The 25641-nt window shown below is 67.8% G+C and carries 20 protein-coding genes, 2 tRNA genes and 1 pseudogene; 10 read left to right on the top strand and 13 right to left on the bottom strand.

From position 1 onward, the window contains the following. Positions 1-62 precede the first annotated feature (62 nt). The 5 genes from AC2JAJ_RS13360 to AC2JAJ_RS13340 are packed head-to-tail and all read left to right on the top strand — an operon-like array spanning position 63 to position 8232. Positions 63-3773, top strand: a complete 3711-nt coding sequence (locus tag AC2JAJ_RS13360; RefSeq protein ID WP_486415499.1) for a nitrate reductase subunit alpha — start codon at positions 63-65, stop codon at positions 3771-3773. Further along, positions 3773-5467, top strand: a complete 1695-nt coding sequence (narH, locus tag AC2JAJ_RS13355; RefSeq protein WP_473696637.1) for a nitrate reductase subunit beta — start codon at positions 3773-3775, stop codon at positions 5465-5467. The genes AC2JAJ_RS13360 and narH overlap by 1 nt, the downstream gene beginning before the upstream one ends. Next, positions 5464-6084 carry a nitrate reductase molybdenum cofactor assembly chaperone gene (gene narJ / locus AC2JAJ_RS13350; RefSeq protein ID WP_221386416.1) on the top strand — a complete coding sequence of 207 codons (621 nt, stop codon included), beginning with the start codon at positions 5464-5466 and terminating at the stop codon, positions 6082-6084. Before narH ends, narJ begins: the two co-directional genes overlap by 4 nt. Positions 6085-6086: 2 nt before the next feature. After that, the gene (narI, locus tag AC2JAJ_RS13345; protein ID WP_486415500.1) at positions 6087-6956 is read left to right on the top strand and encodes a respiratory nitrate reductase subunit gamma; all 870 of its coding nucleotides are present in this window, start codon (positions 6087-6089) and stop codon (positions 6954-6956) included. 55 nt (positions 6957-7011) lie between these two features. After that, a complete protein-coding gene (locus tag AC2JAJ_RS13340; protein WP_501053158.1) occupies positions 7012-8232 on the top strand; it encodes an MFS transporter in 1221 nt (406 codons plus the stop codon). On the opposite strand, the gene AC2JAJ_RS13335 is transcribed toward AC2JAJ_RS13340, so the two are convergent. From AC2JAJ_RS13335 to AC2JAJ_RS13310, 6 genes and pseudogenes are all read right to left on the bottom strand, one after another. After that, a complete protein-coding gene (locus AC2JAJ_RS13335) occupies positions 8217-8774 on the bottom strand; it encodes a dihydrofolate reductase family protein (protein WP_486415502.1) in 558 nt (185 codons plus the stop codon). The genes AC2JAJ_RS13340 and AC2JAJ_RS13335 overlap by 16 nt on opposite strands. Before the next feature lie 142 nt (positions 8775-8916). After that, positions 8917-9705: a membrane protein insertase YidC gene (gene yidC / locus AC2JAJ_RS13330; protein WP_486415503.1), complete on the bottom strand. Its 789-nt coding sequence runs from the start codon at positions 9703-9705 to the stop codon at positions 8917-8919. 93 nt (positions 9706-9798) lie between these two features. After that, positions 9799-9872: transfer RNA gene (locus AC2JAJ_RS13325), tRNA-Met, on the bottom strand. 61 nt (positions 9873-9933) lie between these two features. Further along, positions 9934-10005 (bottom strand) — tRNA-Thr (locus tag AC2JAJ_RS13320). A 301-nt stretch (positions 10006-10306) separates the two neighbouring features. Next, positions 10307-12318 (bottom strand): annotated as a pseudogene (locus AC2JAJ_RS13315) (DEAD/DEAH box helicase). 405 nt (positions 12319-12723) lie between these two features. Next, positions 12724-13380, bottom strand: a complete 657-nt coding sequence (locus AC2JAJ_RS13310; protein WP_486415504.1) for an MOSC domain-containing protein — start codon at positions 13378-13380, stop codon at positions 12724-12726. Between the two features lie 181 nt (positions 13381-13561). Here AC2JAJ_RS13310 and AC2JAJ_RS13305 point away from each other — a divergent pair, with 181 nt between their 5' ends. The 4 genes from AC2JAJ_RS13305 to AC2JAJ_RS13290 are packed head-to-tail and all read left to right on the top strand — an operon-like array spanning position 13562 to position 18096. Further along, entirely contained in the window at positions 13562-14152 is a 591-nt protein-coding gene (locus AC2JAJ_RS13305; RefSeq protein ID WP_486415505.1) for a Tat pathway signal protein, read from the top strand. Positions 14153-14155: 3 nt separating this feature from the next. Further along, complete coding sequence (locus tag AC2JAJ_RS13300) at positions 14156-15367, top strand: glutathionylspermidine synthase family protein (protein ID WP_486415506.1); 1212 nt, start codon at positions 14156-14158, stop codon at positions 15365-15367. After that, a complete protein-coding gene (locus AC2JAJ_RS13295) occupies positions 15364-16857 on the top strand; it encodes an amino acid permease (protein WP_501053157.1) in 1494 nt (497 codons plus the stop codon). Before AC2JAJ_RS13300 ends, AC2JAJ_RS13295 begins: the two co-directional genes overlap by 4 nt. Before the next feature lie 21 nt (positions 16858-16878). Then, positions 16879-18096, top strand: a complete 1218-nt coding sequence (locus AC2JAJ_RS13290; protein WP_501053156.1) for an acyl-CoA dehydrogenase family protein — start codon at positions 16879-16881, stop codon at positions 18094-18096. A 79-nt stretch (positions 18097-18175) separates the two neighbouring features. Here the strand turns inward: AC2JAJ_RS13290 and AC2JAJ_RS13285 are convergent, their stop codons facing one another. The 5 genes from AC2JAJ_RS13285 to AC2JAJ_RS13265 are packed head-to-tail and all read right to left on the bottom strand — an operon-like array spanning position 18176 to position 23480. After that, positions 18176-18946, bottom strand: a complete 771-nt coding sequence (locus AC2JAJ_RS13285) for an SDR family oxidoreductase (RefSeq protein ID WP_486415507.1) — start codon at positions 18944-18946, stop codon at positions 18176-18178. 37 nt (positions 18947-18983) lie between these two features. Continuing rightward, positions 18984-20351, bottom strand: a complete 1368-nt coding sequence (locus AC2JAJ_RS13280) for an MFS transporter (RefSeq protein WP_486415508.1) — start codon at positions 20349-20351, stop codon at positions 18984-18986. Beyond that, on the bottom strand, positions 20348-20854 hold the full coding sequence (locus AC2JAJ_RS13275) for a winged helix-turn-helix transcriptional regulator (RefSeq protein ID WP_486415509.1): 507 nt from the start codon (positions 20852-20854) through the stop codon (positions 20348-20350). The genes AC2JAJ_RS13280 and AC2JAJ_RS13275 overlap by 4 nt, the downstream gene beginning before the upstream one ends. A gap of 50 nt (positions 20855-20904) precedes the next feature. Beyond that, positions 20905-22068 carry a cystathionine gamma-synthase gene (locus tag AC2JAJ_RS13270; RefSeq protein WP_486415510.1) on the bottom strand — a complete coding sequence of 388 codons (1164 nt, stop codon included), beginning with the start codon at positions 22066-22068 and terminating at the stop codon, positions 20905-20907. A 26-nt stretch (positions 22069-22094) separates the two neighbouring features. Next, positions 22095-23480 (bottom strand): cystathionine beta-synthase, encoded by a 1386-nt coding sequence (locus AC2JAJ_RS13265; protein WP_486415511.1) that lies wholly within the window; start codon positions 23478-23480, stop codon positions 22095-22097. Positions 23481-23539: 59 nt separating this feature from the next. Here AC2JAJ_RS13265 and AC2JAJ_RS13260 point away from each other — a divergent pair, with 59 nt between their 5' ends. After that, complete coding sequence (locus AC2JAJ_RS13260) at positions 23540-24727, top strand: SLC13 family permease (protein ID WP_486415512.1); 1188 nt, start codon at positions 23540-23542, stop codon at positions 24725-24727. 13 nt (positions 24728-24740) lie between these two features. On the opposite strand, the gene AC2JAJ_RS13255 is transcribed toward AC2JAJ_RS13260, so the two are convergent. Continuing rightward, entirely contained in the window at positions 24741-25118 is a 378-nt protein-coding gene (locus AC2JAJ_RS13255; RefSeq protein ID WP_486415513.1) for a DUF1304 family protein, read from the bottom strand. Positions 25119-25151: 33 nt separating this feature from the next. Beyond that, complete coding sequence (locus AC2JAJ_RS13250) at positions 25152-25547, bottom strand: VOC family protein (protein WP_486415514.1); 396 nt, start codon at positions 25545-25547, stop codon at positions 25152-25154. Positions 25548-25641 lie beyond the last annotated feature (94 nt).

Raw genomic sequence — 25641 nt, 5'->3', positions numbered from 1 at the left:
CGGCCCTGAACAGGGCCTTTGTGCCCTAGCCCGGCTTTCCGGCCCCACCCTAGCTTGAAGGAATGGCTGCCGGACCCAGAGCGGGGTTGGATGGACCCGCCTCAGAGACGATGTTGAAGCTGGGCCGTTTCTTCACGAAATGGGACCAGACAGAGGACGGCAGGGCGGTGTTTCGGGAAGGCGGCCGCAAGGGCGACATCTTCTACCGGGACCGCTGGAGCCACGACAAAGTGGTCCGCTCCACCCACGGCGTGAACTGCACGGGGTCCTGTTCCTGGAAGGTGTATGTCAAGGACGGCATCATCACCTGGGAGTCGCAGCAGACCGATTACCCGTCCGTGGGCCCGGACAGCCCGGAATACGAACCCAGGGGCTGCCCGCGCGGGGCGGCCTTTTCCTGGTACACCTACTCCCCCACCCGCGTCCGCTTCCCGTACGCCCGCGGGGTCCTGGTGGAGATGTACCGCGAAGCGAGGGCCCGGCTCGGTGATCCGGTGCTTGCCTTCGCCGAAATAGCGGCGGACCCGGAAAAGCGGCGCCGCTACCAGCAGGCCCGCGGCAAGGGCGGACTGGTGCGCGTCTCGTGGCAGGAAGCGATCGAGATTGCGGCCGCAGCGCACGTGAACACCATCAAGACCTACGGCCCGGACCGCTGTGCGGGCTTCTCCCCCATCCCGGCGATGTCCATGGTGTCCCACGCGGTGGGAACCCGGTTCATCCAGCTCATCGGCGGGGTGATGACCTCCTTCTACGACTGGTACGCGGACCTGCCGGTGGCCAGCCCGCAGGTGTTCGGGGACCAGACCGACGTTCCGGAATCCGGGGACTGGTGGGACGCACGGTACCTGATGATGTGGGGCTCCAACGTCCCCGTTACCCGCACCCCGGATGCCCACTGGATGGCGGAGGTCCGCTACCGGGGCACCAAGGTGGTCACGGTCAGCCCGGACTATGCGGACAACACGAAGTTCGCTGACGAGTGGCTGCCTGCCCAGGCCGGGACAGACGCCGCGCTGGCCATGGCTATGGGGCACGTGATGCTCAAGGAGTTCTTCGTGGACCGGCAGGTGCCCTTCTTCACCGACTATGTGAAGCAGTACACGGACCTTCCGTTCCTGGTCCGGCTGGCAAGGAACGACGACGGCGCGCTGACGCCGTCGAAATTCCTTACCGCCCTTGACGTCCCCGGGGAGTCCACGGCCGAGGACGCGGCGTTCCGCACCGTCCTGTACGACACAAAGGCCGGCCGCCCGGCGGTGCCCAACGGGTCCATGGGGTTCCGGTACTCAGGCAGCGGCGAGGGCAAATGGAACCTCGACCTCGAAGGACTCGAACCTGCCCTGTCCCTTCGGGAAGTCTCCGCGGAGAGCGCCGAGATCCTCCTCCCCTGCTTCGAGGACCCCGGCGGCGACGGCAGCATCCTGCGGCGGGGCGTGCCGGTCATCGAGGTCAACGGCGGGCTGGTGACCACCGTGTTCGACCTCATGCTGGCCCAGTACGGGGTGGGCCGCGAGGGGCTGCCCGGCGACTGGGCCGCAGGGTACGGGGACGCCGCCACCCCTTACACGCCCGCCTGGCAGGAGGAAATCACCAGCGTCCCCGCGCAGGCGTGCATCCGGGTGGCCCGCGAATTCGCCCGCAACGCAGAGCAGTCCAAGGGCCGGTCCATGATCATCATGGGCGCCGGCATCTGCCAGTGGTTCCACGGCGACACCACCTACCGGGCGGTCCTGGCCCTGGTCATGCTCACCGGCTGCATGGGCCGCAACGGCGGGGGCTGGGCGCATTACGTGGGACAGGAGAAGACCCGGCCCGTGACCGGCTGGGTATCCCTGGCCAACGCCCTGGACTGGTCCCGGCCGCCCCGCACCATGATCGGCACCGGCTACTGGTACATGCACACGGACCAGTGGCGGCAGGACGGCTACTCCGCGGATGCGCTGAAGTCGCCGCTGTCCACCGGCAACCTGGACGGCATGCACACGGCGGACGCGCTTGCCCAGTCCGCCCGGCTGGGCTGGATGCCCTTCTACCCGCAGTTCGACCGGAACCCGCTGGACGTCGCGGACGAGGCGGAGGCCGCCGTCGCCGCCGGCGCAGCTGCCAACGCCCCCGCCTACATCGCCGAAGCACTGAAGAACCGCACCCTCAACCCGGCCATCGAGGACGTGGACGCCCCGGCCAACTGGCCGCGGACCCTCGTGCTGTGGCGCTCCAACTTGTTCGGCTCCTCCGCCAAGGGCAACGAGTACTTCCTCCGCAACCTGCTGGGGACGCACAACAACGTCATGGGCCCGGACAGTGCCGCCGAACTCAAACCACGGGACGTTGCCTGGCACGACCAGGCACCGGAAGGAAAGCTGGACCTTTTGGTGTCCGCCGACTTCCGCATGACCTCCACCACACTGCTGTCGGACGTCGTGTTCCCGGCGGCCACCTGGTACGAAAAGAACGATCTGTCCTCCACGGACATGCACCCGTTCGTCCACGCCTTCAGCCCGGCCATCGACCCGCCCTGGGAAACCAAGACCGACTTCGACACCTTCCACCTGCTGGCCCGCGAGTTCTCCCGCCAGGCAAGGACCCACCTCGGCGTGCGGCGGGACCTTGTCAGCGTGCCGCTGCAGCATGACACCCCCGGTCAGCTCGCCCAGCCCGGCGGCGTGGTACGGGACTGGCGGAACCCGGACATCCCGGCCGTGCCCGGGCAGAACATGCCCGTCTTCTCTGTGGTGGAGCGGGACTATACGGCCATCGCGGACAAGCTTGCCGCCGTCGGGCCCCTGGCTGACAGGCTGGGCTTCACCGTCAAGAACGTCACCTACAAACTGGCCGGACCGTTGGAACGGCTCAGCCGGTCCAACGGCGTGATGCTCGGCGGCGCCGCGGACGGCCGCCCCGCAATGGACACCGACGCGAAGATGGCCGAGGCGATCCTGGCCTTCTCCGGGACCACCAACGGCGCCTTGTCGGTGCAGGGGTTCAAGGACCTCGAGGTGCGCACCGGGAGGACGCTGGCGGACCTCTCGGAAGGCTCCGAGGAGAAATCCATCACCTTCGCCCAGACGCAGGCCGGCCCGGTGCCGGTGATCACGTCGCCGGAATGGTCCGGTTCCGAGACGGGCGGGCGCCGGTACGCACCGTTCACCATCAACATCGAACGGCTCAAGCCCTTCCACACCCTGACCGGGCGGATGCACTTCTTCCTGGACCACGACTGGATGACGGACATCGGCGAGGCCCTGCCCATCTACCGGCCGCCGCTGGACATGCACCGGCTCTTCGGCGAACCGCGGCTGGGCTCTGACGGGTCCATGGAAGTGACGGTCAGGTATCTGACCCCGCATTCCAAATGGTCCATCCACTCCGAGTACCAGGACAACCTGCTGATGCTGTCGCTCTCCCGGGGCGGCCCCACCGTGTGGATGAGCCCGGCGGACGCGGACGCGATCAAGGTCCGGGACAACGACTGGGTGGAGTGCGTGAACGTCAACGGGGTCCTGGTGGCGCGCGCCATCGTCAGCCACCGGATGCCGGCCGGCGTTGTGTACGTCCACCACGCCCAGGAGCGCACCATCGACGTCCCCAAGTCCGAGGCCACCGGCAGGCGCGGCGGCATCCACAACTCCGTGACCCGGCTGCTGGTCAAACCCTCGCACCTGATCGGCGGCTACGCCCAGCTGGCCTACGCCTTCAACTACCTTGGCCCCACCGGAAACCAGCGCGACATGGTGGCCACCGTCCGCCGCCGTTCCCAGGAGGTGCAGTACTGATGAGGGTGATGGCCCAGATGGGCATGGTGATGAACCTGGACAAGTGCATCGGCTGCCACACGTGCTCCGTGACCTGCAAGCAGGCCTGGACCAACCGTGCCGGCACCGAATACGTCTGGTTCAACAACGTGGAAACCCGGCCCGGGCAGGGCTACCCGCGCCGCTACGAGGACCAGGACCGCTGGTACGGCGGCTGGTCGCTAAACAAGCGCGGCAGGCTGGTCCTGAGGGCCGGCGGCAGGGTGAAGAAGCTGTTCGGCATCTTCGCCAGCCCGGTCCAGCCCGAGCTCAAGGACTACTACGAGCCCTGGACCTACGACTACAAAACCCTCGTGGACGCCCCGCTCGGCGACGATTTCCCGGTGGCCCGTCCCAAGTCGCTCATCACCGGCGAGGACACCAAAATCACCTGGTCCGCCAACTGGGACGACAACCTGGGCGGCTCCCGGGACAACGGCCACCTCGACCCGCTGGTGGAAAGGGTCCGGCGCGAGTCCGAGGACAAGATCAGGTTCGCCTACGAGCAGACCTTCATGTTCTACCTGCCCCGGATCTGCGAGCACTGCCTGAACCCGTCCTGCATGGCCTCCTGCCCCTCCGGGGCGATCTACAAGCGGGTGGAGGACGGGATTGTCCTGGTGGACCAGGACCGGTGCCGCGGCTGGCGCCAGTGCGTCACCGGCTGCCCCTACAAGAAGATCTACTTCAACCACAAGACCGGCAAGGCAGAGAAGTGCACGTTCTGCTACCCCCGCGTGGAGGTGGGCCTGCCCACCGTCTGTTCCGAGACCTGCGTGGGCCGGCTGCGCTACCTCGGGTTGTTTTTGTACGACGCCGATGCCGTCACCGCGGCTGCGTCCGTCACCGACCCGCAGGACCTCTACGACGCCCAGATGGACGTCCTCCTGGATCCCCACGACCCCGCCGTCCAGGCCGAGGCGCGGGCGCAGGGCATCCCCGAGGACTGGATCGACGCAGCCCGCCGCTCCCCCGTCTATGCGCTGGCCAAGGTCTACAAAGTGGCCTTGCCGCTGCACCCGGAGTACCGGACGATGCCGATGGTCTGGTACGTGCCGCCGCTGTCGCCCGTGGTCGACCTGCTGCGCGACCAGGGCCACGACGGCGAGGACGCCGGCAACCTGTTCGGCGCCATTGACGCGCTCCGGATTCCGGTGGAGTACCTCGCCGAGCTCTTCACGGCCGGGGACACGGAACGGGTCACCGCCGTGCTCCGGAGGCTGGCGGCGATGCGTTCCTTCATGCGCGGCATCAGCCTGGGCGAAGACCCGGACGAGTCGATCGCCGGGTCGGTCGGCATGGACGGGCAGTCCATGTATGAGATGTACCGGCTGATGGCCATCGCCAAGTACAGCGAGCGCTACGTCATCCCCAAGGCCCATGTGGAGCAGGCCCACGACCTGGAGGAGCTGGGCTGTTCCCTGGATTTCGACGGCGGACCGGGCATGCAGGATTCCTCACCGCTCGGCGAGGCAAGCGGCAGGCCCGTCCCGGTAGCCGTGGACACGTTCCATGCGCTGCGGGAGCGGCAAACCACCGACGAGATCGCGTCGGGACCGGGCCTGCGCGGCAGGGTGAACCTGCTGAACTGGGACGGCCGGGGAGCGCCGCCAGGCCTGTTCCCGGACACTCCCACGGCGCCCGGCGCCGGGCCCGGTCCAGGAGAGCGCCCGTGAGCCGCCGGGACCGGGTGGTTTACCTGGCCGCCGCCTGGTGCCTGTCCTACCCCGACCCGGAGCTGGTGGCCCGGGTACCGCTGATGCGGGCAGCCCTGAACGAGTTCGACGGCGCCCTGCCGGACTTCGCACCGGTGCTGGACCTGCTGGAGCGCACGCCCGCGATGGACCTGCAGGCGCAGTACGTCAGCGAGTTCGACCTCGGCCGGCGCCACGCGCTGCACCTGAGCTATTGGACGGACGGGGACACCCGCCGTCGCGGCGAGGTGCTGGCCGCGTTCAAGGAGGCGTACCGGCGCAGCGACGTCCTCGTGGACCTGGACGGCGAACTGCCGGACTACCTGCCCATGGTGCTCGAATATGCGGCCAGGGTGGATTTCGCCGCGGGCCACGAACTGCTGGCCAGTTACCGCCCCAGCCTGGAGATGCTCCGCCTCGGGCTGCTCCGGGACGGGCTGCCGCAGGCCCGGATCCTCGCCGCGGTCTGCGCCACGCTCCCCGGGAAATCGCCCCAGGACGAGCAGGCCGTGATGCGCATGGCCGGACTCGGGCCCCCAACCGAAGCCGTGGGGCTGGACCCCTATGATCCCCGGCTGCTGCCCGTAAGGAGGACCTGACCATGCCCGCACTCGAAGCGGCGTCGGAGGCGGGGCCCGGAACCGCCGTCGTCACCACCACGTGGGACACCGTGCTGTGGGGCGTCCTGCCGTACGTCATGGTGGTGGTGCTGGTGGGCGGGCTGGTGTGGCGCTACCGGTGCGACCAGTTCGGGTGGACCACCAGGTCCTCCCAGCTGTACGAATCGCGGCTGCTCCGGATCGCCTCGCCCCTCTTCCACTTCGGCCTGCTGGCGGTGATCGCCGGGCACTTCTTCGGCCTGGTGATCCCCATGGCGTGGACCCAGGCGGTTGGGATGAGCCAGGAGTTCTACCATTTCAACGCGCTGCTGGTGGGCGGCATCGCCGGCGTGGCCACCCTCGGCGGGATTGCCCTGCTGATCTACCGCCGCCGGACCAGCGGACCTGTGTTCATGGCCACCACCAGGAACGACAAGACCATGTACGTGGTGCTCACGGCGGCCATTGTGTTCGGTCTCTGGACCACCCTGGCGAGCGTTTTCGAAGGCGAGCACGGGCACAACTATCGCGAGACGGTGGCGCCGTGGTTCCGTTCGCTGTTCATCTTCCAGCCGTATGTGGCAGCGATGGCAGCCGCTCCGTTCTCGTTCCACCTGCACACCCTGGTGGGGATGGCGCTGTTCGTCATCTGGCCCTTCACCCGGCTGGTGCACGCCTTCACGGCTCCCCTGCATTACCTGTTCCGCCCGTACATCGTCTACCGCTCCCGGGACACGGCAAATGGCCGGCGTACCACGGGGCCCGGCGGACGCAGCCGGGACCGCACAGCAGCAGGCACCCGGTCGCAGGTCGCGCCCCGGCGCGGCTGGTCGCCGGTGGGAACACCGGACCGGGACACCCACAACCGCTAGCCCCGACCGGCCGGGCCGGCCCCGGCCCAGCCAAAGGCCCCCAAAGGAGTCAACAGTGTCCGGAACAACAACCCCCGCGGCCACGGGGCGCGGCCTGAACCTGGCACTTGCCACGGCAGCGTCGGTGGCATGCTTTTGGGCCTGGAACTCGGTGGCAACCTTGGGCGCCTTCTACACCCAGAACCTGGAACTGACGCCCGCCACGACCGGGATCCTGGTGGCCATGCCGGTGTTCGTGGGCGCGCTGGGGCGGATCGTGGTGGGGACCCTGACTGACAAGTATGGGGGCAGGGCGATGTTCACCTTCGTCCTGCTCGCCGCCGTCCTCCCGATCCTCCTGGTGGCCGTCGGTGGCCTCATCAGTTCCTTCGCGCTGGTGCTCGGGGCAGGGCTGTTGCTCGGCGTGGCCGGGACGGTCTTCGCGGTCGGGATCCCCTTCGTCAGCGCCTGGTACGAACCTGCCCGCCGGGGCTTCGCCACCGGTGTGTTCGGGGCAGGGATGGGCGGGACGGCGCTGGCGGCGTTCCTGAACCCGCGGCTCGTGGCCGGGATCGGCTATTTCCCGACCCACCTGCTGATCGCCGGCGTCCTGGCCGTGATGGCGGCGCTGGTGTGGTTCTTCATGAAGGAATCCCCCGGCTGGACGCCCAACCACGTCCCCGTGATGCCAAAGCTCCTCGATGCGGCCCGGACCGCGGTCACGTGGAAGATGTGTTTCCTCTACGCCGTAGTCTTCGGCGGCTTCGTGTCCTTCGCCACGTACCTGCCCACCTACCTGCGGGATGTCTACAGCTTCGATCCCGCCGGCGCCGGAGCCCGAACCGCCGGGTTTGCCCTGGCGGCGGTCCTGGCCCGACCTGTGGGCGGCGTCCTGGCGGACAAGCTGGGCCCCAAGCCGGTAGTGCTCGTCTCGCTGGCCGCCGTCGCCGTCCTGGGCTGGGTGGTGAACCTGCGGCCCGACGGCGAGGTCCCGGCTGGTGCCACGTTCGTCGCCATGGCCGCGGCGCTGGGCCTGGGAACGGGCGGCGTCTTCGCTTGGGTGGGTGTCCTGTCGCCGGCCGGCAAGATGGGCAGCATCAGCGGCATCGTCAGCGCGGCCGGTGGCCTGGGCGGCTACTTCCCGCCGCTGGTCATGGGCGCAACGTACGACGCCGTGACGCGCAGCTATTCGATCGGCCTGCTCCTCCTGGTGGGAACAGCCCTCGCGGCCCTGCTGTTCACCCTCTTCGCGGTGCAGGCCCGGTCCGGCGCGCCCGCGGTTCAGCGGGCGCCGTAGCGCAGGTACACCACGCCGCTTTCCGGGAACCGCCGCTCATCCAGGAGTTCGAACCGGGCGTCGAAGCCGTCCGGAAACAACCGCAGGCCCCCGCCCACCACGGCAGGATTCACGAAAACCTGGCACTCATCCACCAGCCCCGCCCTCAGGGCATGGGCGGCCAGGGTGGGGCCGCCGATGCCGATGCTTCCTTCCGTGGCCGCCACCAGGTCCCGCACGGCGTCCGGCAGGAACTGCCTCTCCAGGCGCGTCCGGTCAGTGGAGACGCTGCCCAGGGAGTTTGAGTAGACCACCTTGTCCGCGCTGCGCCAGATCCGTGCATAGTCCTGGATCACGGGCGGGTCCTCGGCCGTGCCCATGGTCTCCCAGACCTTCATCACCTCATACATGCGCCTGCCATACAGGGAGGTGCCCACATCGCGCTCCAGGTCGTTGATGAAGGCGTGGACTTCCTCGTCCGGGGCAGCCCAGTCAAAGTTCCCGGCCTTGTCCGCGGTGTAGCCGTCAATGGAGGCGATTCCGGAGTAGATCAGTTTGCCCATGGGGACCATTCTGCCGCCGGGACCCCCGGGCCGAACAGGGCTGATAGGGGCTGGGCCGGCCGGGGCGCCGGTTCGTCCTGGGCTTGTCCGCGGATCCGGCCCCTTCAGGCCGTGGTTTTGCGAACAAGCCCAGGACCGGCCCTCAGGGCTTCCGGGACACCACGAACTGTTGCCCCAGGGTCCAGAGGTTGGAGACCGTCCAGTAGACCAGGACCCCGATCGGGAAGAAGACCCCGCCGGCGGCGAAGACAACCGGCAGGACGTACAGGAGGACCTTCTGCTGGCGCACCAGGGGGCTGTCAGCGTCCTGCCCGTCCAGGGTCCGGGCGGTCACGAGTTTCTGCGTGAAGAACTGGCAGGCGGTCATCACCAGGATCATGGCGACGGCGAGCACGGCAAGGGCTGTGGGATTGCCGCTGCCGTGAAGCAGCGAAGCGGACAGCGGCACGCCGGCGATACTCGCCGAGTCGAACTGAGCCACCTGGTCCGGGCCCATCGCTCCGATGCCTTCACCCCGCGCCGCGGCATTAGAAATCCCGGACAGCACCTGGAAGAGCCCCAGGAAGAACGGCGCCTGGATCAGCAGGGGCAGGCAGGCCGAGAACGGGTTGGTGCCGTGCTTCCTGTACAAGGCCATCTGCTCCTGGGCCATGGCCTGCCGGGACAGCTGGTCCGTCTTACCGCGATACTTTTCCTGCAGCGCCAGCAAATCAGGCTGCAGCAGCCGCATCCGGCGCTGGGCCTTGACCTGCGCCAGGAACACGGGAACCAGGGCGGCGCGGATCACCAGCACCAGTCCGATGATGGACAGCGTCCACGTCCAGCCGTCGGACGGCGGCATCCCCAGGCCCGTCAAGCCGTCGTGGAAAGCGACCAGGATGACCGAAACCAGCCACCGGAACGGTTCCATGACCGCTGCGAAAAAATCCACCGAATCCCCTGTCCGCCAGTTGCTGCCAAGCTACTGCGGATCGGGGAAACAGGAAAGCCCCCGGAATCTCGGAGACTCCGGGGGCTTGGCCTGTAGCGGTGGGGAGGCTCGATCTCCCGACCTCACGATTATGAGTCGTGCGCTCTAACCAACTGAGCTACACCGCCACGAATGAGAAAAACCTGCGCCAAGCCGGTCAAAACCGCCTTGACACAGGCCCTCATTCAGAGCCCCCCACCGGAATCGATCCGGTGACCTCGTTCTTACCAAGAACGCGCTCTACCACTGAGCTAGGGGGGCAACGAGTAAATACTCTACCGGAAGATCTCCGCACCAACAAATCGGCGTCCGGGGTGGCTCCGGGGCACCGCAACAGTTGCATTCCGGCCGGGCCGAAGCTCCATTTTCCCCGGAATTCCGGGGCTTTGGGGGTGCAGGCAAGCAGGGCGGACGACGGCGGAAAGCACCTTTCGGAGGCCCTCCGCCTCCATTCCGCTACGGGAATGTGTCCAGCCACACATGTTGCCGGGTGTTAAACGCCGATGGGCCGGCTCGAAAGCCGGCCCATCGCCGTCGTCAATTACTCAAACCCGCGGAAGGCCTACCACTTGCCCTTGCGGTTGAAGCTGTCGCCGCCGTGGCGGGGCTTGCGGGACCCCTCACCGTGGCCGAAGGAACGCTCGGAACGCTCACTGTACGAACGTCCACCGCGGTCGGCCGAGGACCGCTCGCCGTCGTTCTTCCGGAATTCCTTCTTGAAGCCGCCGCTGCCCTTGAAGTTGCCGCCGCGGTCGCCGCCACGGTTGCCCTGGTAGGCGCCGCGGTCGCCGGAAGGCCTGCGGCCGTTGTCCAGCTCCAGGTGGATCAGCTCTCCGCCGATCCGGGTGCGGGACAGTGCGCGCAGCTGGTCCTGGCTCAGGTCCGCGGGAAGCTCCACCAGGGAGTGGTCCGAGCGGATGTCGATGCCGCCGATCTGGGCGGAGGAGATGCCGCCCTCGTTGGCGATGGCGCCCACGATCGAGCCGGGCATGACGCGCTGGCGGCGGCCCACCGCGATGCGGTAGGTGGCGTTGCCTTCGGTCAGCTGGCGGGTGGGCCCGCGGGAGCCGAAGCCGTCCTTGGAGCGTTCGCGCTTCTGGAACTCGGGAGCAGCGGGCAGTTCCTTGACCAGCAGCGGCTGCCCGCCCTGTGCCATGACGGCCAGTGCCGCGGCGATTTCTGCCGCCGGCACCTTGTGCTCTTCCTCGTAGGAAGCGATGAGGTCGCGGAACATCGAGACGTCCTCGGAGGCCAGGGTTTCCGTGATGCGCTCGGCGAACTTGCCCAGGCGCAGGGTGTTCACGGTCTCCGCGGTGGGCAGGTGCATCTGCTCCACCGGCTGGCGGGTGGCCTTTTCGATGGCGCGCAGCAGGTACTTCTCCCGCGGCGTCATGAACAGGATCGCGTCACCGTTGCGGCCCGCGCGGCCGGTGCGGCCGATGCGGTGCACGTAGGACTCGGTGTCGTGCGGGATGTCGTAGTTGATGACGTGGCTGATGCGCTCCACGTCCAGGCCGCGGGCTGCGACGTCGGTGGCCACGAGGATGTCGATCCGGCCTTCCTTCAGCGCGTCAACGGTGCGTTCACGCTGCTGCTGGGGGATGTCGCCGTTGATGGCGGCAGCCTGGAAGCCGCGGGACTTCAGCTTGTCAGCCAGGTCCTCGGTGGCCATCTTGGTGCGCACGAAGGCGATCACGCCGTCGAACTCTTCCACCTCGAGGATGCGGGTCATCGCGTCCAGCTTCTGCGGACCCATGATCTGCAGGTAGCGCTGGCGGATGTTGGTGCCCGTGGACGTCTTGGTCTTGACCGAGATCTCCGCGGGGTCGTTCAGGTACTGCTTGGACATGCGGCGGATCTGGCTCGGCATGGTGGCCGAGAACAGCGCCACCTGGCGGTCCTCGGGGGTCTGCTGGAAGATCTGCTCCACGTCTTCGGCGAAGCCCATGCGCAGCATCTCGTCGGCCTCGTCGAGCACCAGGTACTGGAGTTCGGACAGGTCCAGGGAGCCCTTGGAGATGTGGTCGATCACGCGGCCGGGGGTACCCACAACCACCTGGGCGCCGCGGCGCAGGCCGGAAGCTGGGGACCGTAGGCGGAGCCGCCGTAGACGGGCAGCACGGTGAAGTCGTCGATGTGCTTGGCGTAGGAGGTGAACGCCTCCGCCACCTGCAGCGCGAGCTCGCGGGTGGGGGCCAGGACCAGGGCCTGGGTTTTGCGGGACGGGCCGTTCAGGTCGTGGAGTTCGGCCAGGCGGGACAGTGCCGGCACTGCGAATGCTGCAGTCTTGCCGGTACCGGTCTGCGCCAGGCCGACAACGTCGCGGCCTTCGAGCAGAAGCGGGATGGTGGCTGCCTGGATGGGGGACGGCTTTTCGTACCCGACATCCTGCAGGGCGGCCAGGACGCGGCCGTCGATGCCGAGGTCGGCGAACTTCACGGTGTTTTCGTCTTCGTCCGCGGCGGGCGCAGTCGTGGCAGGAGCCTCAGTTGCGGGAGCGGTTACGGGAGCCTCGGCAGCAGCCACAGGGGCGTCCTCGATAACAGCGGTGGTTTCGTTCTGGTTTTCGGGCATAGGGAGTTATTCCTCATCCATAGGGGGCCAGGCGGCACTACCCGAGGTGAGCGGAGCCGCAGTACACGTGCCGATGGTGCCGGGCAAACGTTGACCGGCCGGTCACAGAAGTCCGGCGCTTTCGCAATCCCGTGGCAGGACTTCGCGCTGCATCTCTTGGCTGCTATCCCAGCAGTCTGTACAGCGTTTTCTTTAGCCGGCTCTCCCTATGAAAATGCCCGCATCGCTTGCGCGGGCCCCAACACTTGCCAGTCCTGCCTCAAAAATTGGGCAGGAATAAGGGATTTCCGGAGTGGGGGATGTATCCAGTGTAGGGCACGCAGGCGCCGCGGCGGTAATCGAAGGGACGACGGCGGCGGTGAGCTTGCGCACAGCCGCACCTCCCGCCGTCGTACTTCACTTCCGTCAGAGACCCAGCTGCCGTTGCAGGGCCGCGAACTTCTTGCTGAATTCCGGCTGTTGCAGGCGGATCTGGCCCTCGGCGTCCGCGTCCTTGAGCGCCTCCATGGACTCGACGTCAGGCTCGCTGAACCATTTACCCACCGTGATCCCGTGCTGCGGGACGAAGATCCGGTGGATGTGGTCGCCGGCCTGGATGCTGCCTGTCTTCAGGACGCGCAGGTACGCTCCCACCCGGCCTTCCTCGGTGAAGCGCCTGACCCACTGCCGCTCCCCCAGCCGCCGCTGGAACGTGGCACACGGGGTCCGTGGCGACGTGACCTCAAGCTCGACGTCGAGCCCGATCCGCCAGCGCTCGCCGATCACCGCCGATGTTGCATCGATGCCGGCCACCCGGAGGTTCTCTCCGAATGCTCCCGGCGGGACGTCCCGCTGCAGCAGGCCGGCCCAATATTCGGCGTCCGTCTGGGAGTAGGCGTAGATGGCCTGGTCCGGGCCGCCGTGGTGGACCCGGTTGGCTTGGATATCGCCCTGCAGTCCCAGCCTGTGCACCTTGACCGGCCCTTCGGCAGGGCGCTTGTCGATGGCAGTCACCCCCACGTTGGAAGCGTCCGGCACGAGCTGGTGGACGCGGCAGACGGCGAGGACTGAAGCTGTTTCCATGGCATCAGTCTAGGGTTCGGCGGTGCTGCGGCCCGCGCGGCCGGGAGATGGGCAGTTCTCCCCTGCCGTGGGGGTGCCGTCCTGCTCGCAGGCCGCACCGCCAGGTACTACGCTGAAGCGAGGATTGCATTTGGGGGGTGCAGCGCTGTGCCCGATTCACCTGAACGACGAAGGGGACGCCGTGGACTCGAACCGACAAGACCCGGACGGGACTGCGCCGTCCGGCGGATCCGGCGGGGAGAACACGCCCAAGCCTCCTCCCTGGCAGGTCCCCAAACCCGAGCTGCGCCCGGAGCTCCTGAATGAGCCCGTCACGCCGGTTGACCCGTTCGCGCGGGAACGGGAAAAGCAGCTCAACGACGCCGCTGCCCGGAAGAAGCGATCCCAGCGGCGGACTGTGGTGGTGGGCCTGGGCGTCACGGCGCTGCTGGCCGGAACCATCACGGCCGTTGTTGCCAGCAACGAGGACGACCCCGAGTACGCGCAGGTGTGCTTCAACGACGAAACCGGCGAGCGCGTGGCGGACACCAACTGCGACAGTTCCGCCGGCCGCAGCGGCGGAATCTACGCCTGGTACTTCTACTCCCGCGGCGCGAGCGTGCCCTCAATCGGCCAGAACCGGTCCACCGCGCCCAACTACACCCGAACCATCCCCAGCGGGGCCAAGGCCTCCTCGGGATACAGCAGCAAGGGCGGCACCGTGAGCCGCGGCGGCTTCGGCACCAGCGCCAAGAGCGGGTCAAGCGGCGGCAGCAAGGTCTCGGGTGGCTGACCGGTGAAAAGATCGCTGTCGGAACCCCGGCCGGGCTGGAAGCAGAAGATCGAAGAGCAGGGCCTGGTCTTCTCCACCACCACCATGGATGACGGGCGGAAGATCGAGTACTGGAACGAGTCCGCCTACTACGAATTCACCATGGACGAGGTGGAGACCCTGGAGGTGGCCGCCGAGGACATGCACCGGATGTGCCTGGAAGCGGCGAAGTTCCTCGCCACCGGGGCCATGGGCAGCATCGGCATCGGACCCCAGGCCCTCGAACTGGCGGCGGAATCGCTGCAGGCCGGCGACGTGGACGTCTACGGGCGGTTCGATTTCATCTACGACGGGCGGGGCGGGCCGGCCAAGATGCTCGAATACAACGCCGACACCCCCACCGGGCTGATTGAGGCCGCCGTCGCGCAGTGGTTCTGGCTGCAGGACGTGTTCCCGGAGAAAGACCAGTGGAACGGCATCCATGAGGCGCTGATCCGGCAGTGGAAGAAGTTCCAGTACCGGACGGGCATGAGCACCCTGCACGTGGCGCACTCGGAGGTCGAGGAATCCGGCGAGGACTGGATGACGGCCGCGTACATGCGCGACGTTGCCAGCCAGGCGGGGTGGACCACCATCGGGATCAACATGTCCGATATCGGCTGGGACCCCAACCTGAACCGCTTCGTGGACCTGGACAACTTCCTGATCAGCACCATCTTCAAGCTCTATCCCTGGGAGCTGATGATGAAGGAGCCCTTCGGCCACCGGCTGCTGGAACGCGCCCACAACCCGCGCTGGGTGGAACCCGCCTGGAAGATGCTGCTCTCCAACAAGGCCCTCCTCGCCGCGCTGTGGCACCTCTACCCCAACCACCCCAACCTGTTGCCCGCCTACCTCACGGATCCCGGGCCGCTCAAGGAATGGGTGGGCAAGCCGCTGCACGGCCGCGAGGGGGACAACATCCGGATCCACGCGGACGGCATCAACCTGGAACAGCCCGGCGGCTACGGCCGCGAGGGATGGTGCTACCAGCAGTACCATCCCTTGCCCGACTTCGACGGCAACCATCCGGTCCTGGGCCTCTGGGTGGTGGACGGCGAGTCCGTGGGCTGCGGCATCCGCGAATCGGACGGGCCGGTCACGGACTACTTCTGCCGCTTCGTACCCAACACCATCGACGCGCCGGCGCCGCTTTCGGCCGTGGCCAACCCCACCAAGGCAGGTGTCTCCCTATGAGTACAGAGATGACGACGACGGGAAGCCCCGGCGGCGGGGGCAGCGCCCCGGTCCCGGCCAAGGGATTGCGGGCCGGCATCCTGGACCTTGGCGACTCGGTCATGCTGGGGCTGGCGTCCACCGCCCCGGTGTATTCGCTGGCCGCCACCCTGGGACTCATCGTTGCGGTGAACGGTAACTACACTCCGCTGATCCTCCTCCTGGGCTTCGTCCCGGTCCTGTTCATCGCCTACGCCTTCCGCGAGCTCAACAGTGCCATTCCGGACTGCGGCACCACGTTCACCTGGTCCCGCCAGGCCTTCGGCCCCTGGGCAGGCTGGCTGGGCGGCTGGGGCGTGGCGCTCGCCGGAATCGTGGTCCTGGCCAATCTCGCACAGGTGGCCGGCCAGTACCTGTGGCTCCTGGTGGGTGACGGATCGCTGGCGCAGAACAAGGTGCTGGTCACGGGGACGGGACTGCTGTTCATCGTGCTGATGACGCTGGTGAACTACCGGGGCATCCGGCTGGGCGAGCATGTCCAGCGGGTGCTGACCTACATCCAGTACATAGCGCTGGGCATCTTCGCGCTGGCCCTCGTGGTGCGCATCGTCGGGGGTGCACCCGAGGGCCAGGCGTTCGACTTCGAATGGTTCAACCCCTTGGGCGCCTTCGGCGATCCCGGTGCAGTGGTGCACGGTGCCCTGCTGGCCCTGTTCATCTACTGGGGCTGGGACACCTGCCTGGCGGTGAACGAGGAAACCGAGAATCCGTCCACCACGCCGGGCCGCGGCGCGGTGATCTCGGCCTTCGTGCTGGTGGCAATCTACGTTTCCGTGGCGCTGCTGGTGATGATGTACGCCACCGTCGGTTCGGAAGGAATCGGTCTGGGCAACGAGGCCAACCAGGACGACGTTTTCCTCGCCATGAAGGACGTGGTGCTGGGCCCATGGGGCTGGCTGATCGTCGTCGCGGTTTTGGCCTCGGTCCTGTCCTCCACCCAGACCACCATCCTGCCCACCGCCCGGGGCACCCTGTCCATGGGCGTCCACGGCGCCCTGCCGGCGAAGTTCGGTGAAGTGCATCCGAAGAACCAGACCCCGGGCTTCTCCACGCAGGTGATGGGTGGCGCGGCCGCAGCCTACTACGTGGCCATGAGTTTCCTGAGCGAGAACCTCCTGTCGGACTCCATCAGCGCCATCAGCCTGTTCATCGCGTTCTACTACGCCCTGACCGGGTTCGCCTGCTTCTGGTACTTCCGGGGGACCTTGCGCGGGTCCGCCCGCAACCTGTGGTTCCGCGGCATCCTGCCGTTGCTGGGCGCGGTGCTGCTGACCGCCGCCTTCTTCATCTCCGCCATCCAGATGTGGGACCCGGCGTACGGCGACACCCAGATCTTCGGCGTCGGCGGGGCCTTTGTGAGCGGTGTCCTGCTGCTGGCCCTGGGCGTGGTGCTCGCTGCCGTTTGCCGGTTCCTGCCCTCCACCCGCGGCTACTTCCTGGTGAGGAAATGACCGGTGAAGACGGGCGAAGAAATGACTCGTGAAGAAATGCCGGGCGAAGAAGTGACGGGTGAAGCCATGGCCGGCCCGTCCGACGTCCTGGACCTCGACTCCCTGCTGTCCGCGGATGAGCTGGAGCTCCGCCAGAAGGTCCACGACTTCACGGAGCAACGGATCAAACCGGACATTGCCGGGTGGTACGAGGACGCTGTCTTTCCCCTGGAGCTCGCCCCCGAGTTGGGCGAGCTTGGGGTGCTGGGCATGCACCTGGAGGGTTACGGCTGCCCGGGCCGGTCCGCCGTCGAATACGGCCTCGCGGCGATGGAGCTGGAAGCCGGGGACTCCGGGATCCGCACCTTCGTCTCGGTCCAGGGCTCCCTGGCCATGACGGCCATCCATACGTGGGGCTCGGAGGAGCAGAAGGAGGAGTGGCTGCCGCGGATGGCGGCCGGCGAGGTCGTCGGCTGCTTCGCCCTGACCGAGCCGACCGCAGGGTCGGATCCAGCCGCCATGGCCACCGTTGCCCAGCGGGACGGCAGCGGGGACGACGCCGGCTGGGTACTCAACGGCACCAAGCGCTGGATCGGGCTCGCCTCGGCGGCCGGCGTGATGGTGGTCTGGGCCATGACGGACGACGGCGTGCGCGGATTCCTGGTGCCAGCCGGCACGCCCGGCGTGACGGCCACGCCCATCAAACAGAAGCTGTCCATGCGCGCTTCGATCCAGTGCGACGTGGCGTTCGACGGAGTCCGGCTTGGTCCCGAGGCGCTGCTCCCCGGCGGCTTCGGCCTCCGCGGTCCCTTCACCTGCCTGAACGAGGCGCGGTACGGCATCGCCTGGGGCGCGATGGGCGCTGCCCGGGATTCCTACGAGGCCGCGCTGGCGTACTCGCAGGACCGGCTGCAGTTCGGCAGGCCGCTGGCCGGCTACCAGCTCACGCAGGAGAAGCTGGTGAACATGCTGGTGGAGATCCAGAAGGGCACGCTGCTGGCACTTCACCTCGGGCGGCTCAAGGATGCAGGGACCATCCGGCCGGAGCAGATTTCACTGGCCAAGCTCAACAACGTCCGCGAGGCCATCGCGGTGGCCCGTGAGGCCCGGACCATCCTGGGCGGCAACGGCATCACCGGTGACTACTCACCGCTGCGGCACGCCGCGAACCTGGAGTCGGTGCGGACCTATGAGGGCACCGACGAGGTGCACACCCTGATCCTGGGCCGGCATATCACCGGCCTGGGCGCCTTCCACTGACCCCTCCCCCGGCTGGGTGGCAGTTAATGTCGGTTTGGGGGCTCAGGACGACATTTCGCGCTACCTGGTTGTGAGGGACTTATGCCGAGAAGCCGCCGTCCGCCTTGATCAGCTGCCCGGAAACCCACCGCCCCGCCGGTGAGAGCAGGAAGGCCACCGTCCCCGCGACGTCGGCCGGCGTGCCCAGCCTGCCGGTGGGTTGCCGTTCGAGGACCGCGGCACGGACCTCATCGTCCATCCAGCCCGTGTCAACCGGGCCGGGGTTCAGGACATTGGCGCTGATCCCCTGCGGGCCCAGCTCCCGCGCGGCGGCAATCACGATCCGGTCCAGCGCCCCCTTCGACGCACCGTAGGGAAGGTTGAACGCTGTGTGGTCACTGGTCAGCGCAACGATCGCACCGCCGTCGTCCGCTGCTTGCCGTGCGAAGGCGGCAATCAGCTGCCAGCTGGCGCGGGTGTTCACCGCGAAGTGGCGCTCAAAGGATTCCACCGTGGTGTCCAGCACGCCCGAATCGACCGATTCGGCGTGGCTGAGCACCAGCCCCTGAAGACGACCCGCAAGCTGCACCGCTTCGGCAACCAGCCGGTCCGGCACGCCGGGATCCTGCAGGTCTGCCGGGAGGGAGTGGACCCTTGCGCCGATGGCCTCCAGCTCCGCGGTGAGGCGGACCACGTCCTCGGGCTCGCTCCCCCATGGCATGCGGGCATCGTAATCAGCCCAGTAGGACAGCACGAGGTCCCAGCCGTCGGCGGCCAGCTGCCGGGCGATGCCGGACCCGATGCCGGCCAGCCGTCCGGCCCCCGTGACCAGGGCAACGGGGCGGACGGGGACAGGCGGCACGGATTCCATGGAACCCAGCCTAACCGTACCCGGCTGCTCCCCCGGTTCAGGCAGCTGCCGCCTCCGTGTCAGCGGCGCTGGTGTCCTGCGGGGCGCGGTGCCGCCGGATAGTGGCACTGATGACGGCGGCGATGGTGCACATGGCTGCCGCGCCGAACCACGCGTACGTGTAGTGGCCGGTGGCGTCGCGGAGGGCGCCGGCGGCAAGCGCGGCACCCGCGGCCCCCAGCTGGTGGGCGGCGAAGACCCAGCCGAACACCACGCTGCCGTCCGCGCCGAACGTCTCCCGGCAGATGGCCGCCGTGGGCGGAACGGTGGCCACCCAGTCCAGGCCGTAGATCACCACGAAGACGATCATGCTGGGCTGCACCTCGGCGTTCAGCAGCAGCGGGAGCACCAGCAGGCCGACGCCGCGGAATTGGTAGTAGACGGCCAGCAGCACACGGGGGTTGAAACGGTCGGTGAGCCAGCCGGAGGCGATGGTGCCCACGATGTCGAAGATTCCGACGACGGCGAGCAGGCCTGCCGCGGTGGTTTCGGGCATGCCGTGGTCATGGGCGGAGGGGATGAAGTGGGTGCCGATCAGGCCGTTGGTGGTGGCGCCGCAGATCGCGAAACCTGCCGCCAGTGCCCAGAAGGTGCGGACCTTGCTGGCACGCCGGAGCACCTGGAGGGCACGGACTGCGGCGTTCGTGCGGGGCGCGTCCGCGGTTGCAGGCGCCCGGGCAGGTGCCGGACTTGCTGCCGGTTCCGCGCCGTAGGGCAACACGCCGACGTCGGCCGGCGAGTTCTTGAGGAACTTCAGCACCAGCGGGACCACGGCGAGTGCGCCCGCCGCGATCAGCAGGGAGGCCTGCCGCCAGCCGGGATCTTGGGCCAGCATGGCGATAAAGGGCAGGAAGACCAACTGGCCGGCCGCGCTGCCCGCGGTGAGGATGCCGATCACCAGCCCCCGGCTCTTCGTGAACCAGGTGTTGGCGATGGTCGCCGCGAACACCAGCGCCATGGAACCTGTCCCCAGCCCGATCAGCAGGCCCCACGTCAGCAGGATCTGCCAGGACTGGTTGACCAGCACCGTCAGCGCGCTGCCCGTCCCGATCAGGACCAGGGCGGTTGCCGTGACTGCCCGGATGCCGAAGCGTTCCATCAAGGCGGCGGCGAACGGGGCGGTGAGGCCGAAGAGGACCAGGTTGATGCTGACTGCCGCGGACAGGACTGCGGTGGACCACCCGAACTCCTGCTGGAGCGGGACCATCAGCACGCCGGGCGCTGCCCGGAATCCGGCGGCGCCCACCAGCGCCAGGAACGCCACGGCCGCGACGGTCCATGCCGGGTGGAGGCGGCGCGGACCGGGTGAGGGCTGCAGTGCCGCCGCGCCTTCCGGTGCTGTTGCCTTGTGGGGAAGAGTGCTCATGCGGCGGACCCCTTCGGGGATGCGGTGGACAGCGGAACGGGATGCTCGGTCCTGGCCTGGCTGTGCCAGCTGGTATTGGCGGCGGTGAGCCGTTCCCCGCATTCGGTGCAGGTGTCGGCGGAGGTGGTGCGCTGCCCGCAGCCGGCATGGATGACGTACATGTGCGCCCTGTCCGAGGGGGCCGGCAGGTGCTTTTCCGCCCAGATGGTGACCGCATTCAGGACCGGCAGGGCGTCTTCGCCCATCACAGTGAGGACGTACTCCTGGCGGGTGCGGCCGCCGTCGCCGTACGCCTTCTTTGCCAGCAGCCCGGACTCAACCAGGCCTGCAAGGCGCTTGGTAAGCACCGAGTCGGCAACGTCCAGGCGGGCCTTCATGGCGTCGAAGCGCCCGTTGCCGAAGAAGACCTCCCGCAGGACCAGGATGGACCAGGGGTCGCCCAGGATGTCCAGGCCGCGGGCCATGCTGCAGGTGCGTTGGGACCAGTCGGATCGAAGGGGCATACGGGAACCCTAGCTGACTTCTTTCAAGAAAGCCAGGGTTTGCCGTCGTGCTATGGAATCGAGGTGAACGCCTGGTCCAGGTCCGCGATCAGGTCCTCGACGTCCTCGATGCCGCAGGAGAGCCGCAGCAGGTTCACCGGCACGGCCAGTTCGGTGCCCTTCACCGACGCGTGCGTCATCTCCGAGGGGTAGTTCATGAGCGATTCGATGCCGCCCAGGGACTCGGCCAGGGTGAACACGGACGTGGATTCGGCCACCTTCCGGGCTGCGGCTTCACCACCCTTGAACTGGACGGACACCATGCCGCCGAACTTCCGCATCTGCTTTTTGGCCAGCTCGTGGCCCGGGTGGGAGGGCAGCCCCGGGTACAGGACTGCCTCCACTTCGGGCCGTTCCAGCAGCCACTCGGCCACGGCCTGGCCGTTCTCGCTGTGCCGGTCCATCCGCACGCCCAGGGTCTTCAGGCCGCGGGTGGTCAGGAAGGCATCCATGGGCCCGGACACGGCGCCGACGGCGAACTGGACGAAGCCGATCTTCTCCGCCAGGTCCGCGTCCTTGACCACGACGGCGCCGCCCACCACGTCGGAGTGGCCGCCGATGTACTTGGTGGTGGAGTGGACCACGACGTCGGCACCCAGGGCGAGCGGGTTCTGCAGGTAGGGCGACGCGAAGGTGTTGTCGACGACGAGGAGGGCACCGGCGTCGTGCGCTATGTCGGCGAGCGCCGCGATGTCGGTGATCTTCATCAGGGGGTTGGACGGCGTCTCCACCCAGACGAAGCGGGTCTTGTTGGCGGCGACGGCCTGCCGGACGGTGTCCAGGTTGGCCATGTCCACGGGGGTGTTGCCGATCCCCCAGTCACCGAGGACGCGGCTGATCAGCCGGTAGGTGCCGCCGTAGGCGTCGTTGCCGAGCACGATGTGGTCCCCGGGCCGGGTCAGCGCGCGGATGAGGGCGTCCTCCGCCGCAAGCCCTGAACTGAAGCTGTAGGCGTGGGTGCCGAGTTCCAGCGCGGCCAGCTGTTCCTGCAGGGCGTCCCGGGTAGGGTTGCCGCCGCGGCCGTACTCGTATCCGCTGCGCAGCCCGCCGATGCCGTCCTGGGCATAGGTGGAGCTGAAGTGCAGCGGGGGGACCACCGCGCCGGTGCGGGGTTCGAAGGCCTGGCCGGCGTGGACGGCGCGGGTGTTGAAGCCTTGGTGCTCAGAGGCGGTCATGGTGCTCCTTTACGGGGTAACGCAAATCAGTTGCTGAGGTACGCCAGCAGGTCGTGCCGGGTAAGGATGCCGATGGGGGCACCCACGAACGTGACCATCACCGTGTCCGCGTCCGAGAGCAGCTCCCTGGCGGCGGAGATGGTTTCCAGCGACCCGATCACGGGCAGCTTGGGACCCATGTGCTCGGAGATCTTGTCCGTCAGCTTTGCCTCGCCGCGGAACAGCTTGGCGGTCAGGGTGCGCTCGTCCACGGCGCCGAGGACCTCGCCCATCACCACGGGCGGTTCCTGCGACAGGACGGGGATGTGGCTGACGCCGTACTCGTTCATGATGTTGATGACGTCGCGCACGGATTCGTTGGGGTGGATGTGCACCAGGTCCGGCAGTTCGCCGTTCTTGGACTTGATGACCTCACCCACGGACGTTTCCTCGCCGCCGGAAAGGAAGCCGTAGGAGCGCATCCACTGGTCATTGAAGATCTTGGCCAGGTACCCGCGCCCGGAGTCGGGCAGGATGACCACGACGACGGCGCTTTCCGGCAGGTCCTTCGCCGCCTTCAGCGCGGCCACCACGGCCATGCCGGACGAACCGCCCACCAGCAGGCCCTCTTCCCGTGCCAGCCGGCGGGTCATCGCGAAGGAGTCCGCGTCGCTGACGGCGATCACTTCGTCCGGGACAGTCTTGTCGTAGTTCGCCGGCCACATGTCCTCGCCGACGCCCTCCACGAAGTAGGGGCGCCCGGTGCCGCCTGAGTAGACCGAACCTTCCGGGTCCGCGCCGATGATCCGGACCACTCCGCCGTCGGACTCTTGCCGGTCCGCCGATACCTCCTTGAGGTACCGCCCGGTGCCGGTGATGGTGCCGCCGGTGCCGGCACCGATGACGCAGTGCGTGACTTTGCCGTCAGTGTCCCGCCAGATCTCGGGCCCGGTTGTCTTGTAGTGGCTGCCGGGTGCAGCCGGGTTGGAGAACTGGTCCGGCTTGTAGGCGCCGGGCGTCTCCCGGGTGATCCGGTCCGAGACCCCGTAGTAGCTTTGCGGGCTGTCCGGCGGGACGGACGTGGGCGTGACCACAACTTCCGCGCCGTAGGCCTGCAGCACGGCGCGCTTGTCCTCGCCCACCTTGTCCGGGACCACGAAGATGCACTTGTAGCCCTTCTGCTGCGCCACCAGGGCCAGGCCGACGCCAGTGTTGCCGGACGTGGGCTCCACGATGGTGCCGCCGGGCTTCAGCTTGCCTTCGCGTTCGGCGTCCTCGATCATCTGCGCCGCGATGCGGTCCTTGATGGATCCGCCCGGATTCAGGTACTCCAGCTTGACCAGGACAGTGGCTTTGATGCCTTCGGTCACGTGGTTGAGTTTGATGAGGGGGGTATTGCCGATGAGGTCCAGGATGGACTGGGCGTACTTCATAGGTACAAAGCTACCGCTTCCTGCGGGCCGTTCCGGGGCAGGGGTGCGAGGATAGCCCGGTGAAGCAGTTCGCATGGTCAAAAACGGCCCGGAGCTACCTGCTGCCCGGCGCAACGCTGGCAGCAGGAGTTGCAACCCTGGCATCCGGTGCACTCCCCCTTCCCGCCTTTGGTGAGCTGGCATCCCGGACCATTCCCATCCTGGCCTTTGTGCTGGCGATGTCGCTCGTCACCGAGCTGGTGGATGAGGCCGGCCTGTTCCGGGTGGTGACGGACCGGTTGGCCGCCCTGGGCAGGGGCCGGGTATTCCTGCTGTGGCTCCTGGTGGTTGCGGTGGCTACGGTGTCCACGGTGTTCCTGTCCCTGGATACGACGGCGGTGCTGGTGACGCCCGTGGTTGTCCTCCTGGCCGTGCACGCCAGGATCCCGCCGCTGCCGTTTGCCCTCACCAGCATCTGGCTGGCCAACACGGCATCACTGCTGCTGCCCGTCTCCAACCTGACCAACCTGCTGGCGCAGGACCGGCTGGGCCTGAGCCCCCTGCAGTTTGCGGGGCTGGTGTGGGCGCCTTCCCTGGCAGGTCTGCTGGTCCCGCTGGGCCTGCTGTGGCTGGCGTTCCGGCGGGACCTGCGCGGAACATACGGCCCCAGGGCAGCCCACCCGGCCAAGGACCCCGCCCTGCTGAAGTTCGCCGCCGGGACGCTGCTGGTGCTGCTGCCCGCGCTGGTGTCCGGCGTGCCGGTCCAGTACCCCGCCCTGGCGGCTGCCGCCGTCCTCCTGGCGGTCTTCCTGCGCCGCCGGCGGTCAGCACTGCGCTGGTCCATGGTCCCCTGGCGGCCACTCATGCTGACCGTGGGCCTTTTCATGCTCATGGAGGCGCTGCATGCCCAGGGCCTGACCTCCCTGCTGGCCGCCGTGGCCGGTTCCGGGGAGGGCCTGCCGGCCTTAATGCAGTTGGCCGCGCTGGGTGCAGGTGCGGCCAACACCGTCAACAACCTCCCCGCCTACCTGGCCCTGGAGCCGGTTGCCGGTTCGCCTGCCCGGCTTGCCGCCCTGCTGGTCGGGGTCAACCTCGGGCCGCTGGTGAGCCCGTGGGCTTCCCTGGCCACGCTGCTCTGGCATGAGCGGCTCCGCGTGCTGAATGTTCCCATCCGGTGGGGCGGGTTCGCGGTGGCAGGGCTGGTGGCGGTCGCGCTGACGGTGCCGGTTGCCGTCCTGGCCCTTTGGGCGGTCACCGGGATGCGGTAAGCCAGGCCTGCGCTTACCCGGCGAACATCAGCCAGAGGATGACGGCGGGGAGGAAAGCCTGGCCAATGCCGCTGATCCACAGCCTGGGTTCACTGATGATCAGCACCATGCCGAGGATGGCGTGTGCGATGGCCATCATTGCCACGATGGTGCGGCCCACCGTGGCTTGGCCGGCGTTGGCGAGGACCACCCCTGAGATCCCGAACAAACCCCAGACGATGTTGTAGAAGCCCACATTGATCGTCCATAGCCGCACCGCCGCGGTATCTTCCGGCTTGATCAGGAAGATCGGGTGGAGGCGCTGGTCCTTGTAGCGGAAGGCTTCCAGGAGGCCGACGCTGATGAGGATTGCCGCAGTGATGACGGCGAGCACCTGGACTAACGTACTCATGGCGATGCGCCGGCGCTGCCGCGACGTTCGCCGCTACGCGCCGGCGTCCACGGCCGGGAGGTTCTCCCACAGGCCCATCACGTTGCCTTCGGAGTCCTTGAAGTAGGCCGTGTACCCCATGCCGGGGACTTCGTTCTTGGGGATGACGACGGAACCGCCACATTCCGCCACGCTCTTCAGGGTAGCGTCGATGTCCGGCACGTCGACGGTGATGACGGGGCTGGTGATCTGCCCTTCGCGGGCCATCATGCCCCCGTTGATGGCGCCGGGGGTTGTTGACTGGCCAGCGTCATCCATGCCCGTGGTGATGACCATGTTGTAGTCCATCCCCGGCACCGGCTCGATCCTCCAGCCAAGGGCGTCCCGGTAGAACTTCCGGGCCCGGTCCTGGTCGTCGGCGGGGATTTCGAAATGCACTACTCCAGCCATGGCGGTCCTCCTGTTTGTCAGGTTGCGGCGCGGCGGTCCGGCGCCGCACGCGGTGATCCTAGCCGGGGCCTGCACGGTGGAGAAGGGCCGATGG

The organism is Arthrobacter sp. MOO21, assembly GCF_057369995.2.
The sequence above is the reverse complement of the archived record's forward strand: the minus strand, read 5'-3'. Positions and strand labels throughout refer to the sequence as shown.

Excerpts from the sequence above, each read along its gene's own strand:
- AC2JAJ_RS13360 (WP_486415499.1), top strand. The coding sequence starts at position 63 with ATGGCTGCCGGACCCAGAGCGGGGTTGGATGGACCCGCCTCAGAGACG.
- narH (WP_473696637.1), top strand. The coding sequence starts at position 3,773 with ATGAGGGTGATGGCCCAGATGGGCATGGTGATGAACCTGGACAAGTGC.
- narI (WP_486415500.1), top strand. The coding sequence starts at position 6,087 with ATGCCCGCACTCGAAGCGGCGTCGGAGGCGGGGCCCGGAACCGCCGTC.
- AC2JAJ_RS13335 (WP_486415502.1), bottom strand. The coding sequence starts at position 8,774 with ATGGGCAAACTGATCTACTCCGGAATCGCCTCCATTGACGGCTACACC.
- AC2JAJ_RS13310 (WP_486415504.1), bottom strand. The coding sequence starts at position 13,380 with ATGGAAACAGCTTCAGTCCTCGCCGTCTGCCGCGTCCACCAGCTCGTG.
- AC2JAJ_RS13295 (WP_501053157.1), top strand. The coding sequence starts at position 15,364 with ATGAGTACAGAGATGACGACGACGGGAAGCCCCGGCGGCGGGGGCAGC.
- AC2JAJ_RS13290 (WP_501053156.1), top strand. The coding sequence starts at position 16,879 with ATGACTCGTGAAGAAATGCCGGGCGAAGAAGTGACGGGTGAAGCCATG.
- AC2JAJ_RS13285 (WP_486415507.1), bottom strand. The coding sequence starts at position 18,946 with ATGGAATCCGTGCCGCCTGTCCCCGTCCGCCCCGTTGCCCTGGTCACG.
- AC2JAJ_RS13280 (WP_486415508.1), bottom strand. The coding sequence starts at position 20,351 with ATGAGCACTCTTCCCCACAAGGCAACAGCACCGGAAGGCGCGGCGGCA.
- AC2JAJ_RS13275 (WP_486415509.1), bottom strand. The coding sequence starts at position 20,854 with ATGCCCCTTCGATCCGACTGGTCCCAACGCACCTGCAGCATGGCCCGC.
- AC2JAJ_RS13270 (WP_486415510.1), bottom strand. The coding sequence starts at position 22,068 with ATGACCGCCTCTGAGCACCAAGGCTTCAACACCCGCGCCGTCCACGCC.
- AC2JAJ_RS13265 (WP_486415511.1), bottom strand. The coding sequence starts at position 23,480 with ATGAAGTACGCCCAGTCCATCCTGGACCTCATCGGCAATACCCCCCTC.
- AC2JAJ_RS13255 (WP_486415513.1), bottom strand. The coding sequence starts at position 25,118 with ATGAGTACGTTAGTCCAGGTGCTCGCCGTCATCACTGCGGCAATCCTC.
- AC2JAJ_RS13250 (WP_486415514.1), bottom strand. The coding sequence starts at position 25,547 with ATGGCTGGAGTAGTGCATTTCGAAATCCCCGCCGACGACCAGGACCGG.